Below are 14,622 nucleotides of genomic sequence, written 5' to 3' on the forward strand. Positions count from 1 at the left end.
CGCTGCAATATGCCGCCCTTGCCGAGCAAACGCCCCGTTGACAAGCATTGCTCCCGTCCCCTAGAGGCGCCGGCCTACCCCGTGCCCAGATGGCGGAATTGGTAGACGCACCAGCTTCAGGTGCTGGCGATCGCAAGGTCGTGGAGGTTCGAGTCCTCTTCTGGGCACCATTTCCCCGCAGGCGCATGGCGTTGCGGATGACGCGGCTTTTTGGGCCGTTCACCGAACGGGCCGCGGGTTGCTCAAGCTTCGCGTTTGTCGGATGTTGCCGCCGCGATGGGCGAGGGACAGCGGCGTCATCGGGATATTGGACCACGATGCTCGTCCGGAGACGAAGCGATGAGCGGCCCGAACCCCTATTTCAACTCCAAGCCCTACATCCCCGCATCGCTTAGCGAGATCAACGACCTGCTGGGTTCAATGATTTTGTGGGCACTAACGTTCGTGGATGATCTGGGCCACTTCCCCGATCGGAACATCGACAGCGAGTTCCGCACGCTTACCGAAGGCTTCGCTGTCGTCCGCGAAAAAGCTGGGCGAGGAGCGCTTTGCCGCGCTCATGGACCTGGCGGCGCGGGCCAAGGCGCTGTTCGCGGCCGATCAGGACGATACGAACGGCAAGACCGACGAAGGGCGTGCGCTGCTGTTCGAGATGGAGGACGTGTTGAGGAACGTCTGAAGCGGGCGCGTCCGGGCGAAGCAGCCGGACGATGAGGGCCAGATTACCGGCGATTGACGGTGCATCCCCCAGCGCTTGCTAGGTGGCCAACCACTCCGCCGTGATCGTCCCCCGATGCCCCTCCGGCGCCAGGGCGGTGCGGAGCGCGTCGAGCAGCGGCGGCAGTGCCTGGGTGAAGGCGTACGGCGGGTTGACGAAAAACAGGCCCGCGCCGTTGTAGATGCCGGGCCGGTCGGCGTCGTACAGCCAATGCTCCACCGACAGGATCTTGGGAATGCCGAGCCCGCGCAGGTCGCTCTTCCAGCGCTGGTGCGTCGCGCGGTCCTTCAACGGGTACCAGATCGCCGTCACGCCATGCGCCCATTTGCGATTGGCTGCGGCGAGGGTGGCGGTGATGCGGGCGCGTTCGTCGGTCTGCTCATAGGGCGGATCGACCACCACCACGCCGCGCGGCGTTCGCGTCGGCAGCAGCGCCAGCCATAGCTCATAGGCGTCGCGTTCGTGAACGGCCGCTGGCGTCCCGCGCATCGCGGCGCGCAGGGCGCTGGCATCCTCCGGATGTTTCTCGTTGAGGATCAGCACGTCCTGCGGGCGCAGCAGCTGCGCCAGGAAGCGCGGCGAGCCGGGATAGAGGCGCGGCTCGTCCGCGACGTTCACTGCGCGGACGGCGGCGCGATAGTCGTCGAGCAGGGGGTTCGCGTCGGCGAAGGCCCGCGACACGCCCTGCGCGGCCTCGCCCGTGCGCAAGGCCTGATCGCCGCCCAGGTCATAGATCCCGCAACCCGCATGGGTGTCGATCAGCGTCAACGCGCTGGGCTTTTGCTGAAGCGCGCGGACGAGGACGATAAGCAGGCTGTGCTTCACGACGTCGGCGCTGTTGCCGGCATGAAAGGAGTGGCGATAGTTCATGCGGCGACTTCCCTGAACTGCCCCGGCGCGATCCCCGCGACCGACCAGTCGCCGACCGACCAGCGGACCAGCCTGAGCGTCGGCAAGCCGACCGCGGCCGTCATCCGGCGCACCTGCCGGTTGCGCCCTTCGCGGATCGTGATTCTCAGCCAGTTGTCGGGGATCGACTGGCGCTGGCGGATCGGCGGATCGCGATGCCACAGGTCGGGCGCGTCGATGCGCTCGACATCGGCGGGCAGGGTCATGCCGTCGTTGAGGCCGACGCCACGGCGCAGGCGGTTCAGCTCGGGCTCTTGCGGGTCGCCTTCGACCTGCACCAGATAGGTCTTGGCCATCTTGAAGCGCGGATCGGCGATGCGCGCCTGCAACCGCCCGTCGTCGCAGAGCAGCAACAGCCCCTCGCTATCGCGATCGAGCCGCCCGGCGGGATAGACGCCCTTCACGTCGATGAAATCCGACAAGGTCGCGCGGACGGTCGGCGAGCCGCGATCGGTGAATTGCGACAGCACCCCATAGGGTTTGTTGAACAGCAGCAGTCGAGCCATGCCGGGCTGATATCGCGGGGCTGCGGCGATGTCTCGCGACGGATGCCGCTCCCGCCCCGCTACTCCGGCCGCAGGCGGCGGAGAGACAGGGGGAGCAGGACCAGCATGAACACCGTCGCCGACACGATGCCGCCAACGATGACGCAGGCGAAGGGGCGCTGGGTTTCAGAACCGATGCCGGTCGACAGCGCCGCGGGCAGCAGGCCGAGCCCCGCCATCAGCGCGGTCATCAGCACCGGGCGCAGGCGATCGACCGCGCCCTCGGTCACCGCGATCTCGAAATCGTCGCCGTTGCGGAAGCGTTCGGTAATATGTTCGAGCATCACGACGCCGTTCTGCACCGAAATGCCCGCGACCGCGATGAAGCCGACCGCGGCCGACACCGACATGTGCAGCCCCGCCAGCGCCAGTGCGGCGACGCCGCCGACCATGGTGAAGGGCACCATCGCTAGCACCAGCCCCGCCGAGCGTACCGAGCGGAACGCCGCGAACAGCAGGACGAAGATGCCGAGCAGCACGATGGGGACGATCACCTCCAGCCGGCGCATCGCGCGCTGCTGGTTTTCGAACTGCCCGCCCCAGGTCATGCGATAGCCGGGCGGCAGCTTAACCTTCTCGGCCACCGCCTTCTGCGCCTCGGCGACGAAGCTGCCCTGGTCGCGGCCGTCGACGTTGGCCTTGACCGCGGCGTTGCGGCCGCCGTCCTCGCGACTGATGCGCGAGGCGCCGACGCGCACGTCGATCTGCGCGATCTCGCCGAGCGAGATGGTGCCGCCCGCGGGCAACGGGATCTGCAACTGGGCGAGGTCGTCGACCGCGTTGCGCTGGTCGGGGGCGAAGCGGACGACGATGTCGAAGTTGCGGTCGCCCTCATAGGCCGTCCCCACCGTCGCGCCGCCGAAGGCGGTCGCGATGGCGTTGTTGGCGTCGCCGGGATTGAGGCCGTAGCGCGCCATCGCAGCGCGATCGAGCACCGCGCGCAGCTCGGTCTGGCCGCCGGACTTGATCGCGGCGACGTCGGAGGCGCCGGGCACGGCGGCGATGGTCCGCGCGGTGGCGTCGGCCAGCTCTTCGAGCACCGACAGGTCGTCGCCGTAGATCTTGACCGAAATCTCGCCCTTCACGCCCGACAGGCTTTCCTCGACGCTGTCCTCGATCGCCTGGCTGAAGTTGGTCGGTACGCCGGGCATCACCGCGATGCGCTTGCGCATGTCGTCTTCCAGCGCCGCCTTGGTCGGGAATTGCGACCGCCACTCGCCGCGTGGCTTCAGGTCGATCAGCATCTGCAGGCTCGACGGCCCCTTGGGATCGGTGCCGTCATCGGGGCGGCCAGTTTCGGAACTGACCTGATGCACCTCGGGATAGGACAGCATGATGCTGCGCACCTTCGCCTCGACGCGGCGGGTGGTGTCGATCGAGGCCGACGGCGCAAGCTGGATCGTCAGCCAGATATTGCCTTCGTCGAGCTTGGGCAGGAATTCCGACCCCAGCCGCGGCACCATGACGCCGGCGAGCAGCAGCGCGCCGATCGACACCGCGAACACCGCCTTGGCGCGGCCGTGGGTCTTGGCGAGGATGTGGCGATAGCCGTCGCGAAGCTTGTCCATCCACGCGATGTGCTTTTCCGCCATGTCGTAGCGGTCGACGAGGAAGCTCAGCACCGCGGGCAGGAACGTCAGCGTCAGGAGCAGCGCCGCGCCGATCGCGAACGACAGCGTCAGCGCGACCGGTGAGAACATCTTCCCCTCGACCCGCTGGAAGGTGAAGATCGGCACGAAGGCGGTGATGATGATCGCCTTCGAGAACAGGATCGGCTTCGACAGGTTGGTGACGGTGTTCGACAGGATCTGGCGCCGCCGGAACCGGTCGGGCTGGACGCCGCCGTGGCGCGCCGCCTCGACCGCCAACGCGACCATCAGCGCCTCGACCAGCACCACCGCGCTGTCGATGATGATGCCGAAGTCGACCGCGCCCATCGAGATGAGGTTGGCGGGCACGCGCACCTGGTCGAGCCCGGCAAAGGCGGCGAGCAGCGACAGCGGGATGATCGCCGCCACCGCCAGCGCCGCGCGCCAGTTGCGCAGGAAGATCAGCAGCAGCGCGGTGACCAGGCTGGCGCCGACGACGAGGTTCTCTCCCACCGTCTCGACGGTACGGTCGAGCAGCTTGGTCCGCTGGTAGGTCGGGCGGATCTGCACCGGCTGGCGGCCCGAGCGCGCAGCGTCGAGCTTGAACTGCGCGTTGAGGCGGTCGACCGTCTCGCGAACGCCCTTCACCACCACAGCCGCGTTCTGGCGCTTGACCATGGTGACGATGCCTTCGCTGACGTCGTCCTCGTGGTCGATCGCGACCATGCCGCCGCGTTCGGGGGTGCCGATCTTCACCTCGCCCAGGTCGCCGATGCGGACGGTGTTGCCGTCCTTCGCCTTGACCAGCGTGTTCGCGACGTCCTGGATCCCGCCGTACAGGCCGATGCCGCGCACCACGACGACCTCGTCTCCGCGTGGGATGGTGCCGCCGCCGACGTTGGAATTGGCGTTGCCGACCGCGGTCTGCACATCGGCGAGGGTGACGCCGTAGCGCTTGAGCAGGTCGGGGCGGACCAGGATCTGATATTGCTTGATGCTGCCGCCGAAGCTGGTGACGTCGGCGACGCCGGGCACCATGCGGATCGCAGGGCGGACGACGAAGTCCTGGATCGCGCGCGCCTCGTACAGCGGCATGTCCGCCGGCTTTTCGATGACGTAGCGATAGACCTCGCCCACCGCGGTCGACAGCGGCGCCAGGCTGGGCGTGACGCCCGGTGGCAGGTCCGCATCGCGCAGCTTTTCCAGCACCTGCGAGCGGGCGAAATAATCGTCGGTGCCGTCGGCGAAGATCAGCGTCACCACCGACAGGCCGGTGATCGAGACCGAGCGGATGTCGGTGACGCCGGGCGTGCCCGCCAGCGCACGCTCGACCGGCAGCGATACCGCGCGCTCGATCTCTTCCGGCGCCTGACCCGGCTGCTGGGTGATGACGACCACCTGGACGTCCTGGACGTCGGGGAAGGCCTCGATCGGCAGCTCGCCGACCGCCTTCACCCCGACGATCACCAGCACCACCGCCATGATGATAACGAAGATGCGGTTCTTGACGCCGAAGGCGCCCAGCCGTTCGAGCATCGCGTCAGGCTCCGGCCAGCTGCGCGTTGAGGAGCAGCGCGCCTTCGCCGACGATGCGATCGCCGTCCTTCAGGCCGCCGGTGATGTACGACATCGCATCGCCGCGCTCGCCGACGGTCACGGGCACGCGGTGGAAGCGGCCGGGGGCATCGACGCGGAAGACATAGGTCTGCATGCCCTGCTCGAAGAGCGCGGCATTGGGCACCGCGATCGCGCGGCGGCCGTCGGCGGTGACGAAGCGCGCCTTAGCGAACATCTCGGGCTTGAGCGCGAGGTCGCCGTTGGCGACGGTCGCGCGCAGCTGGATGCGGCGGGTGCCGGGATCGACCGCCAGGCCGACCTGCGAGATGGTGCCGCGGAAGGTGCGGCCGGGCCAGGCCGGCACCTCGAACTCGATCGCCTCGCCGACGCGCGCGCGCGATATCGAGGTTTCGGGAACGTCGACGAACAGCCACAGCTTCCTGGGATCGGTGACGGTGAACAGCGGGCCCTGCCCGGCCGTCACCTGCTGCCCCGGATTGATCTGGCGATCGATGACATAGCCCGACACCGAGCTCGACAGCGTCAGATTGTCGCCGCGCGCGCCGCCGAGATTGTTCAGGCGAAGGCGTGCGCGCTGGAGCTCCGCCGACGATGCCTGGGCATCGGCCTGCGCCTGCTCGACGTCGCGGCGGGCCGCGGCGCCGCCCTGGAACAGCGAGCGGGAGCGATCGAGCGCGCGCTGCTTCAGCTGGTTGTCGGCCGCCGCCTTCAGCGTATCGGCCTGCGCCTCGCCGACATCGGGGGCGTCGATCGCCGCCAGCGGCTGGCCGCGGCGGACCGGCTGGCCGATGTCGGCGAGCACTTGCGTCACCCGCCCCGCGACCGGCGCGCCGACGCGGCTGGTGATCGTCTCGTCGACCGCGAGCCGGGCGTTGAGATCGGCAGAGATCGGCAGCGCGCCGACCCGCGCCGTGATGATCTTCACCGAATCGAGTTCGGGCGATCCGGCGGGAAAGGCGATGACGTCGCGCGACGTCGTCGGCGCGGCCGGGGGCGGCGCCTCTTCCTTGCCGCAGGCGGTGGTGGCGAGCGCCAGCGCGAGGACCGCGGGGCCGAGCGAGGAGGAAAGCCGATCGATCATTCGTTGTTTCCCGTGGTTTCGACCGAGCGGAGGCGGGCGATCGCCTGCGCTTCCGCGGTGCGCGCGTCGATCGCGCTGAGTTCGACCGCCTGAAGCGAGCGCCGCGCGTCGAGGACTTCGAGCAGCGTCATCGCGCCGCGGCCATAGGCGAAGTTGGCGATATCGGCGGCGCGGCGGGCGGCGGGCAGCTGCGTGCCCTCGACCAGCTGGCGGCGTGCGGCAGCCTCGGCGGCGACGCGCCGGGCGGTCTCGATTTCCGCCGTCGCCACCGCCAGTGCCCGGCGCGCCTGCGCCTCGGCCTGGATCAGCGCGACGCCGGCGGCATCGACCTCGCCGTTGTAGCGATTGCGCAGCGGCAACGGGATCGACACGCCGAAACCGACGCTGTCGCCGACGCCGAGCTCGCGCGGGGCGCTTTCGAACTGCGCGCCGACGGTGATGTCGGGATGACGCAGCGCGTGCGCGCCGTCGAGATTGCGCCGCGCCGCCTGAACGCGCGCATTGGCGGCGAGCACGTCGGGACGTCGCGCCGCCAGCGCCGATGCCGCGAGCGGTGACGATGCATAGGAGGTGGGCCAGTCACCGGTCGTCGCCAGCGCCGCGGCATTCGCTTCCTGCCCGATCAGTGAGGCCAGCGCGAGCTGCGCATCCTGGCGGTCGGTGATCGCCTGGCTGGCGTCGGTGCGGGCGCGCAGCCCCTCCACCTGCTGGCGGACGAGATCGCCCTCCGAGAGCGCGCCGGCGCGTTGCTGCTTGCGCGCGATGCCGATCGCCTGATCGTAAGCGGAAGCGATGGCGGTCAGCGCGCTGAGCCGCTGCTCGGCAGCCTTCAGCGTGAAATAGGCGTTCGACACCGCAACGCGCATCTGGCGGCGCGCATCGCCCAGGTCGCCCTCGGCCGCGTCGATCCCCGCCTGGGCCGCGCCGACCCGCGCGCGCCGCTTGCCGCCCCGTTCCAGCGGCAGATCGACGCGCACGACGTTGTCGGACAGCTGCTGCACCGGCAGCGTGCCGACGGTGCCGGGCCGCAGCTGAACCGCGTTGAGGCTGAGCACCGGATTGGGCGCGGTATCGGCGCTGCGCAGATTGGCGCGCGCGGTGCGCACCGCCAGCCGCGCGGTGATGACGTCGATATTGGCGCGATCGGCGGCATCGAGCGCCGACTCCAGGGTGATCGGAACAATTGCCTGCCCATCCACCACCGGCGCGCCGGCGAGCATCCCGGCCGCCGGGGCCGGCGGCCGGGCGCGCTCCTGCGCCGATGTCGCCGCGGGCATCAGCACGATGCCGACCGCCAACAGCAGCAGCATGCGGTCGCAGCCACGACCCGACAGCATGACTGTCACATGAAATCCCCTGTCGCCAACGCTCGCGCCTCTGCCGCAGGCGAAATGCCTATTCAATATTCCTGTTTCACATCTGCATGTCATGCATTGTTCACGTTGGCTTCGGGCGACAGATCAACCCGCCCCGGTCCGCCGCCGGCGATGTCTTGGCCGCGACCGTCATCGCGCCGGCTTGACCGCAGGGATTGAAAAATTGCGTTTTCAGCATGCTTGCGGACATCGGCGGCGACCGGGAACGTCAAGGAAACATCATCAGTTGCAGATGGCCCTTTACGATCTTTCACCCGCTATCCGCTACGAAACGCGGATCGATAAGTTGCCCAGATCGGGGCATCGCGGTCCCGATAAATCCGATGTTTTCAAATGTAGGGACCCTTTTCGGCCTTTATCCGCCAAGATATCGAATCTCTACTTGACCCGTCGACAAGCGCAGCTAACCAAGACCGGCCATCACAATGGAGCCGATGATGACTGAAGATAATGCAGATCAAGGAGCCGTAGAGCTCGCAACCGAGTTGACGATTGCTTGGCTGGGCAACCCCAACACTCGCACCTCGGCGGACGAGGTTCCGGCCTTCCTGGGCAAGATGCACGACACCGTCCGCGCGCTGCTTGGCGCCAGCGACACCGCCACCGAAGCGGCGCCGGCCGCCGAGTACACCCCCGCGATTTCGGTACGTAAGTCGCTGGCATCGAAGGATCATATCCTGTCGATGATCGACGGGAAGCCCTACAAGACCTTGCGTCGCCACCTCGCGACCCACGGCCTCAGCCCCGTCGAATATCGCGAGCGCTATGGCCTGAAGGCCGACTATCCGATGGTCGCGGAGAATTATTCGGAAAGCCGTCGCGCGATGGCGAAGAAGATCGGCCTCGGCCGCAAGCCCGGCGCCCGCAAGGCGGCGCCGCGTGGCGGCCGCAAGGGTGCGGCCGACGCCGAATAAGGCCATGAGGCGTCGCGGCCGGGCTACCCCGTTCGACCGCGACGCGTCGTTGAATTGAAGAAGCCCTGGCCTTCCCCCGAGGCCAGGGCTTTTTTCGTCCTCCATCTTCGTCATTCAGCACTCGGCTCAGCATCTCTGAGCGACGGTGCAGGCGGCACGAGATCCTGAACCGAGTTCAGGATGACGGATGCTCGAAGGGCAGCGCGCGAGAACCTACGTCCCGAACACGCCCTTCTGGTAAAGCAGCGTTATCGCGACGCGGCGGTTGCGCGGATCGGCGGGGTTGTCGACGATCATCGGCTCGCGATCGGCGACGCCTTCGATCCGTTCGAACCGCGCCTCGGGCAGGCCGCCCGCCGCCAGCCTGCGCCGGGTCGCCTCGGCGCGGCCCGATGCCAGCATCCAGTTGTTCATCGCCCGCGGATCGCCATAGGGCAGACTGTCGGTGTGGCCGCGGATCATGATCGTGTTGGGCAGCGACTGCACCGATTGCGCGATCAAACCGATCAGCGTCGAGGCATCGGGCTGCAACACCGTCGTGCCGAGCGCGAACATCGAATAATCGGCGTTGTCGACCAAGTCGATGCGCAGGCCGTCCTGGGTCGGCACGAAGCGGATGTGCGTCGCCAGCTTGGCGATTTCCTTCGACGCCGCGATCTCCTGCATGATGCGTTTGCGCATCGCCTCGAAATTCTTCTTGTCCTCGTTGGCGAGCGCGACGCTGCGCAGCGAGCCCTTCTCGCCCATGCCCGACTTTTCGCCGTTCTGCTGTTTTGTGCTGGGAATACCGATCGAGGCGATGACCGACGCGGCCGCCTTCGGCCCCGTCTTGTTGTTGCTCATGATCGACTCGCCGCCGAGCGGCCCCGAGCCACCGATGCCGAGCTTGCGGCTGTCGAGCAACGTCGGTGCGAAATAGTCGGCCAGGCCCTTGCGCTGCTTCTCGGTCGTCGCGCCGAGCAGCCAGAGCAGCAGGAAGAACGCCATCATCGCCGTCACGAAGTCGGCATACGCCACCTTCCACGCACCGCCGTGGTGGCCGCCATGGCCATCGGCGATGATCTTCTTGACAATGATGATCTTGGGCGGCTCGTTCTTGCCGTGCGGCGCGCGGGCCATGTCAACGGCCTCCCTGCGTCGCGCGGGTCAGCACCCGAGCCTGTCCGATATCCTTCATCACTTGCCGCGCAGTCCGTCGAAGACCTCGGCGAAGCCGGGCTGGTTCTTGTGCGCGATGCCCGAGCGGGCCGCCTCGATGACCAGAGGCTGCGGATGGCCGTGGAGCGAGGCGATGATGATCTGCTTGACGACGTGATAGATGGCGCCGTCGGCGTCGATCACCTGCTTCAGCCGGCCGGCGAGCGGATTGACGACACCGTACGCCAGCAACACGCCCATGAAGGTGCCGACCAGCGCCGAGCCGATCATCCCGCCGAGCACCGACGGCGGCTTGTCGATCGAGCCCATCGTCTTCACGATGCCGAGCACCGCCGCGACGATGCCGAGCGCGGGAAGCGAATCGGCGAGGCTGATCAGCGTCGTGTGCGGCCCCTCCACCTCGTGATGGTGGCTCTTGATCGAATGATCCATCACCTCTTCGACCGCATGGACGTCGAGCGTGCCCGACGACACGACGACCAGGCGCAGCGTGTCCGCGATCAGGTCGACCAAAGTATGGTCCTTCAGAAGCTTGGGATATTCGGCGAACACCGCCGACGACTTGGGATCCTCGACGTGCGGCTCGAGCGCGATCGGGCCTTCCATGCGCAGCATCTTCATCAGCTTGCTGACGAGGAAGATGACGTCGAGATAGTCCTGCTTCTTGTAGACCGGGCCCTTGAACACCTTGGCCAGGCCACCGCCCATCGCCTTCAGCTCCTTGCCGGAGTTGCCGATGATGAGCGCGCCGGCGGCGGCGCCGCCGATGATGAGCATCTCGTGCGGGATCGCCTCGAACACCGGGCCGAGCGCACCGCCGGTGATGGCGAAACCGCCGAACACCATGCCGAAGAGGACGACGAGACCGATCGCTGGAAACATGGAATGCTAATCCCGGACATCACGTGCCGGGCGAGCCGGCGTCATGATTCCCCGATTAACCTGATTTCGTCGCCAACCCGTTACCACGACGGCGCGAAATGCGATCGTCAGCGAATATAGTCGAACAGCGACAGCTGGGCGAGCTTCGAGAAGCTGGCCTGGGTCGCCTGGAGCGCGGTCAGCATCTGCTGCAGCTCGACCACCGCCGACGTGATGTCGGTATCCTCGAGCTGCGACCGCAGTTCGGCACGATCGGTGTCGGCGGTCTGGAGAAGGCTTTGCTGAAGCTCGACGCGAGCTCCGCGCGCACCCACCGACGACTGCACGTCGCCAAGCTGGTTCAGCCCGGACTGCAGCGTGTCGAGCGCCGCGTTGGCGGTGCTCTGCGTCGTGTCGTCGGGCGCCTGCAGCGCCTTGGCTAGCGCCGACAGCGTCGCAAGTACGTCGGTGCCATCTGGCAGCTGGAATAATCGCGCCGCAGTCTCGGTGGACTGCACGTCCTGGCCATCGGCGATCGGCACCGGCGACACGTTGGTGTCGGCATAGAGGAAGGTGCCGTCGGTCTGCTCGACCACCGACTGGGTGGTGCCGGCGGTGCCGAACAGCGGCTCGCCGCGGATGTTGTTGACGTTCGCCATGGTGACGATCGAATCGAGGACCGAGCGCAGCTCAGTACCGATGATCTTGCGATCCACCGCATTGAGCGTGCCGGTGGCGGCCGAGGTCGCCAGCTCCTTGGCGCGAGTCATGGCGGTCGCGATCTGGCCGATGACGCTGTCGGTCTGGTCAAGCAGCGAGCCGGCGGTCTTCATGTTCGCGGTATAGGCCTGCGAGTCCGCGTCCTTGCGCGCGATCTCGGCAAGCTGCTGTGACACGCCGGGGGCGTCGGACGGATTCTGAATCTTCTTGCCCGTCGCGATTTCGGTCTGCAGCGTCTGAGCGCGCGCGTTCATCGCCCCCATCCGCTTCGCCGTGTCCGAATAAAAGGCGCTGGTCGACACCTGCATGGCGGTCACCTGATCTCCAGGATCGATTGGAAGGTGTCGCGCGCCGCCTGGATGACGCGGCTCGACGCCTGATAGGCTTGCTGGAAGCGCATCAGGTCGAGCGCCTCGCTATCGATGTTGACGCCCGCCGCGCTGGTCAGCGCGGTCGACGCGCCGTTGCGGATCGCCGTCTGCGCGTCGGCGATGACGCTCTTCTGCTTGTAGGCGGTGGCGTTGCCGTTGATCAGCGCGGTCAGCTTCGCCTCGTAACCGCCGTTGACGCGTGCCGTGGCGAGGTCAGCGAGGTTGCTGCCGTCGCGCACGCTGAACGGCTTGGTCGCCGTCGGTTTGGCCGCTGCGATCTTGCTGCCTTCGGTGAACAGCAGCGTCATGTCGGTCGGGTTGGTGGCCGGCGCATCGAGCAACTCGGTGCCGTCGGCGTTGTCCAGATCCTTGCCCGCAACCTGGACGGCGTTGACGTCGGCGACGAAGGCGGTGGCGAGCGTGTTCAGCTCGCTGCGGGCGCCGGCGATCCGCTCTGCCGCTTCGCCGACGCCGGCCAGCACGCCGCCGTTCACGGATACGACGTCGGGTGCCATGCTGCCCGCGGTGGTGACGGTGAAGACGGCATTGCCGCCAGTGCGCGAATAGCTCACCACGCCCTGGTTCTCGCCCTTGACGATCGCTGGGCCACCTGCGCCGCCGATGCTGACGGTGGCGCGGCCGAGCGCGTCGGTCGACACGCCGACGTCGGCGATCGCGCTCATCTGTTCCAGAATCTGGTCGCGCTGGTCGGCCAGCTGCGCGGTCGCGGCGGTATTGGGCAGGGTGCGGCCGAGGCCGTCGTTGACCTTGACGAGCGAGGCGGCGAGCGAATTGAGCGTGCGTACCGACAGCTGCGCCGATTCATCGAGGTTGGCGGCCATCTGGTCGAACGAGTCGCCGGTCGCCTTGAACGCGATCGCGGCGGACTGGGTGGCGCTGATCATGCCGGTGCGCAGCGCGGACGACGTCGGCTCGGCGGCGAGCGCGGTGGCGCTGGTGAAGAATCCGGTCAGCCGCGTCGACAGCTCGTTGCCGGTCAGCCCCTGCTCGATCCGCTGCAGCCAGGTCGCACCGGTTTCGGTCCTAGCCAGATCGGTGCTCGCGTTGCGCAGGTTCTGGGTCGCATAGGCATCGCCCGCGCGGACCACTCCGGCCATCACGACGCCGTTGCCCGCCCCCTGGCGCTCGACCAGCCCGACCCCCGCCGACACTTCCGACAGCTGGGTGACGCGGCGCGTGTATCCGGCCACGCCGACGTTGGCGATGTTCTCGCCGACGACCGACAAGGCGGTCTGATATGCGCGGACGCCCGAGGCGCCGATCGACAGGAGGTCGCTCATGACCGGCCCTTATCCGGCCGGGGGGTTAAGATCGGATTGCGATTTCGCCAGGAAGTCGGTCATCGCCTTGCCGATGCCCAGCGGAGCGTGTTCGGCCATCGCCTTGGCGACCTGGCCGTCCTGCATTTCGGTGAAGGTATCGATCGCCTTCGAATCGAACAGCGGATCGGCGAGCTTCGCCTGGCGTGCGCTCTTCAGCATCATGCCGGTGAAGATCGCCTCGAACTGCTTGCCCGCCTTTTCCAGGTTGGCGCGCGTCTCGCCGCGGGCGAGGCCGGTGTTGACCCCGGTGGCGCCGGTGATGCCGATCGACTGGGTCACAGGACGATCAACTCCGCCTTCAGCGCGCCCGCTTCCTTCAACGCTTCGAGGATCGCGACGAGATCGGCCGGCGACGCGCCAATGGCATTCACCGCCTTGACGATGTCGGCCAGCTTGGGGCCGGGATTGAGCAGGAACATCGGTCGGCGCTCCTCGTCGACGGCGACGGTGCTGTTGGGCACCACCGCGGTCTGGCCCTGGCTCAGGGGAGCCGGCTGGCTCACCTGGGGTTTCTCGTCGATGCGCACGGTCAGCTTGCCGTGCGTCACCGCGGCCGGACCCACCCGAACCGCAGAATTGATAACGACCGTTCCGGTGCGAGCATTTACAATTACTTTTGCCGGCGGCTCCGCGGCGACGACGTCGAGGTTCTCGATCTCGCTCATCAGCGTCGCGCGGACGTCGGCGCCCTGCGGCGCGCGCACGCTGACCGACACCGCGTCGACCGCCTGCGCCACCCCGCCGCCGAGCCGCTTGTTGATCGCGGCGGCGACGTTCTGCGCGGTGGTGAAGTCGGCGCGTTGCAGGTTGAACGTCAGCGCGGGGGCGGTGTCGAATCCGGTGACGACGGCACGCTCGACCGTCGCGCCCTCGGGGATGCGGCCGCTCGACGGGATGTTGACGACGATCTTCGATCCGTCCGCGCCTTCCGCGCCCAACCCGCCGACCGCCAGGTTGCCCTGCGCCATCGCATAGATCTGGCCGTCGGCGCCGAGCAGCGGCGTCAGGATCAGCGACCCGCCGCGCAAGCTCTTGGCCTTGCCCATCGAGGCGACGGTGATGTCGAGCTTCTGCCCGGGCTTGGCGAAGGGCGGCAGGTCGGCGGTGATCATCACCACCGCGGCGTTCTTCATCCCCGGATTGGCCTGAGGCGGCAGCTGGAGCCCGAACCGGCTCGCCACCGCCTTCAGGCTCTGGACGGTATATTCGAGATTGTCGTCGCCCGTGCCGGGCAGGCCGACGACGACGCCATAGCCGGTCAGCTGGTTGCTGCGGATGCCCTGGAAGCCGCCCAGGTCCTTGACCCGGTCGGCCGTGGCCGGGGTCGCCGCGACCAGCGCGAGGAGGGCGAGCATGAGCGTGCGGACGATATTCATGCGCGCGACCTTGCTGGGGATATGGTTAAGGAGGTGATAACCACGCGCGACACCCTCCACCCCGTTCGCCCTGAGCTTGTCGA

At 67.7% G+C, this 14,622-nt stretch carries 14 protein-coding genes and 1 tRNA gene; 3 read left to right on the plus strand and 12 right to left on the minus strand.

The window, feature by feature from the left end:
* Nucleotides 1-83: 83 nt before the first annotated feature.
* A tRNA-Leu gene (locus GGQ80_RS00875) sits at nucleotides 84-170 on the plus strand.
* 278 nt (nucleotides 171-448) lie between these two features.
* Nucleotides 449-679 (plus strand): hypothetical protein, encoded by a 231-nt coding sequence (locus GGQ80_RS00880; RefSeq protein WP_246346769.1) that lies wholly within the window; start codon nucleotides 449-451, stop codon nucleotides 677-679.
* A 78-nt stretch (nucleotides 680-757) separates the two neighbouring features.
* Here GGQ80_RS00880 and GGQ80_RS00885 read toward each other — a convergent pair whose 3' ends face one another.
* The 6 genes from GGQ80_RS00885 to GGQ80_RS00910 form a co-directional block, all read right to left on the minus strand.
* Entirely contained in the window at nucleotides 758-1,588 is an 831-nt protein-coding gene (locus GGQ80_RS00885) for a 23S rRNA (adenine(2030)-N(6))-methyltransferase RlmJ (RefSeq protein WP_183981833.1), read from the minus strand.
* Nucleotides 1,585-2,133, minus strand: a complete 549-nt coding sequence (locus tag GGQ80_RS00890) for a pseudouridine synthase (protein WP_183981835.1) — start codon at nucleotides 2,131-2,133, stop codon at nucleotides 1,585-1,587. Before GGQ80_RS00890 ends, GGQ80_RS00885 begins: the two co-directional genes overlap by 4 nt.
* A gap of 59 nt (nucleotides 2,134-2,192) precedes the next feature.
* Nucleotides 2,193-5,297 carry an efflux RND transporter permease subunit gene (locus GGQ80_RS00895; protein ID WP_183981836.1) on the minus strand — a complete coding sequence of 1,035 codons (3,105 nt, stop codon included), beginning with the start codon at nucleotides 5,295-5,297 and terminating at the stop codon, nucleotides 2,193-2,195.
* A 4-nt stretch (nucleotides 5,298-5,301) separates the two neighbouring features.
* Nucleotides 5,302-6,420: an efflux RND transporter periplasmic adaptor subunit gene (locus tag GGQ80_RS00900; protein ID WP_183981838.1), complete on the minus strand. Its 1,119-nt coding sequence runs from the start codon at nucleotides 6,418-6,420 to the stop codon at nucleotides 5,302-5,304.
* The gene (locus GGQ80_RS00905; protein ID WP_246346809.1) at nucleotides 6,417-7,757 is read right to left on the minus strand and encodes a TolC family protein; all 1,341 of its coding nucleotides are present in this window, start codon (nucleotides 7,755-7,757) and stop codon (nucleotides 6,417-6,419) included. The genes GGQ80_RS00900 and GGQ80_RS00905 overlap by 4 nt, the downstream gene beginning before the upstream one ends.
* An 89-nt stretch (nucleotides 7,758-7,846) precedes the next feature.
* Nucleotides 7,847-8,050, minus strand: coding sequence for a hypothetical protein (locus GGQ80_RS00910; protein WP_183981841.1), 204 nt, complete (start codon nucleotides 8,048-8,050; stop codon nucleotides 7,847-7,849).
* Nucleotides 8,051-8,230: 180 nt separating this feature from the next.
* Here GGQ80_RS00910 and GGQ80_RS00915 point away from each other — a divergent pair, with 180 nt between their 5' ends.
* Entirely contained in the window at nucleotides 8,231-8,710 is a 480-nt protein-coding gene (locus GGQ80_RS00915) for a Ros/MucR family transcriptional regulator (RefSeq protein WP_425505994.1), read from the plus strand.
* Between the two features lie 213 nt (nucleotides 8,711-8,923).
* On the opposite strand, the gene GGQ80_RS00920 is transcribed toward GGQ80_RS00915, so the two are convergent.
* The 6 genes from GGQ80_RS00920 to GGQ80_RS00945 all read right to left on the minus strand — a co-directional run bounded on the left by GGQ80_RS00920 (nucleotide 8,924) and on the right by GGQ80_RS00945 (nucleotide 14,539).
* Nucleotides 8,924-9,829 (minus strand): flagellar motor protein MotB, encoded by a 906-nt coding sequence (locus GGQ80_RS00920; protein WP_183981843.1) that lies wholly within the window; start codon nucleotides 9,827-9,829, stop codon nucleotides 8,924-8,926.
* Nucleotides 9,830-9,886: 57 nt separating this feature from the next.
* Entirely contained in the window at nucleotides 9,887-10,750 is an 864-nt protein-coding gene (gene motA / locus GGQ80_RS00925) for a flagellar motor stator protein MotA (RefSeq protein ID WP_183981845.1), read from the minus strand.
* Between the two features lie 107 nt (nucleotides 10,751-10,857).
* Complete coding sequence (locus GGQ80_RS00930) at nucleotides 10,858-11,757, minus strand: flagellin N-terminal helical domain-containing protein (protein ID WP_183982423.1); 900 nt, start codon at nucleotides 11,755-11,757, stop codon at nucleotides 10,858-10,860.
* Nucleotides 11,758-11,762: 5 nt separating this feature from the next.
* A complete protein-coding gene (flgK, locus tag GGQ80_RS00935; protein WP_183981847.1) occupies nucleotides 11,763-13,121 on the minus strand; it encodes a flagellar hook-associated protein FlgK in 1,359 nt (452 codons plus the stop codon).
* A gap of 9 nt (nucleotides 13,122-13,130) precedes the next feature.
* Nucleotides 13,131-13,442 (minus strand): rod-binding protein, encoded by a 312-nt coding sequence (locus tag GGQ80_RS00940; protein WP_343050728.1) that lies wholly within the window; start codon nucleotides 13,440-13,442, stop codon nucleotides 13,131-13,133.
* Nucleotides 13,439-14,539 (minus strand): flagellar basal body P-ring protein FlgI, encoded by a 1,101-nt coding sequence (locus GGQ80_RS00945; RefSeq protein WP_246346770.1) that lies wholly within the window; start codon nucleotides 14,537-14,539, stop codon nucleotides 13,439-13,441. Before GGQ80_RS00945 ends, GGQ80_RS00940 begins: the two co-directional genes overlap by 4 nt.
* Nucleotides 14,540-14,622: the final 83 nt, after the last annotated feature.

The organism is Sphingomonas jinjuensis, assembly GCF_014197105.1.
Taxonomy (GTDB): Bacteria; Pseudomonadota; Alphaproteobacteria; order Sphingomonadales; family Sphingomonadaceae; genus Sphingomonas; species Sphingomonas jinjuensis.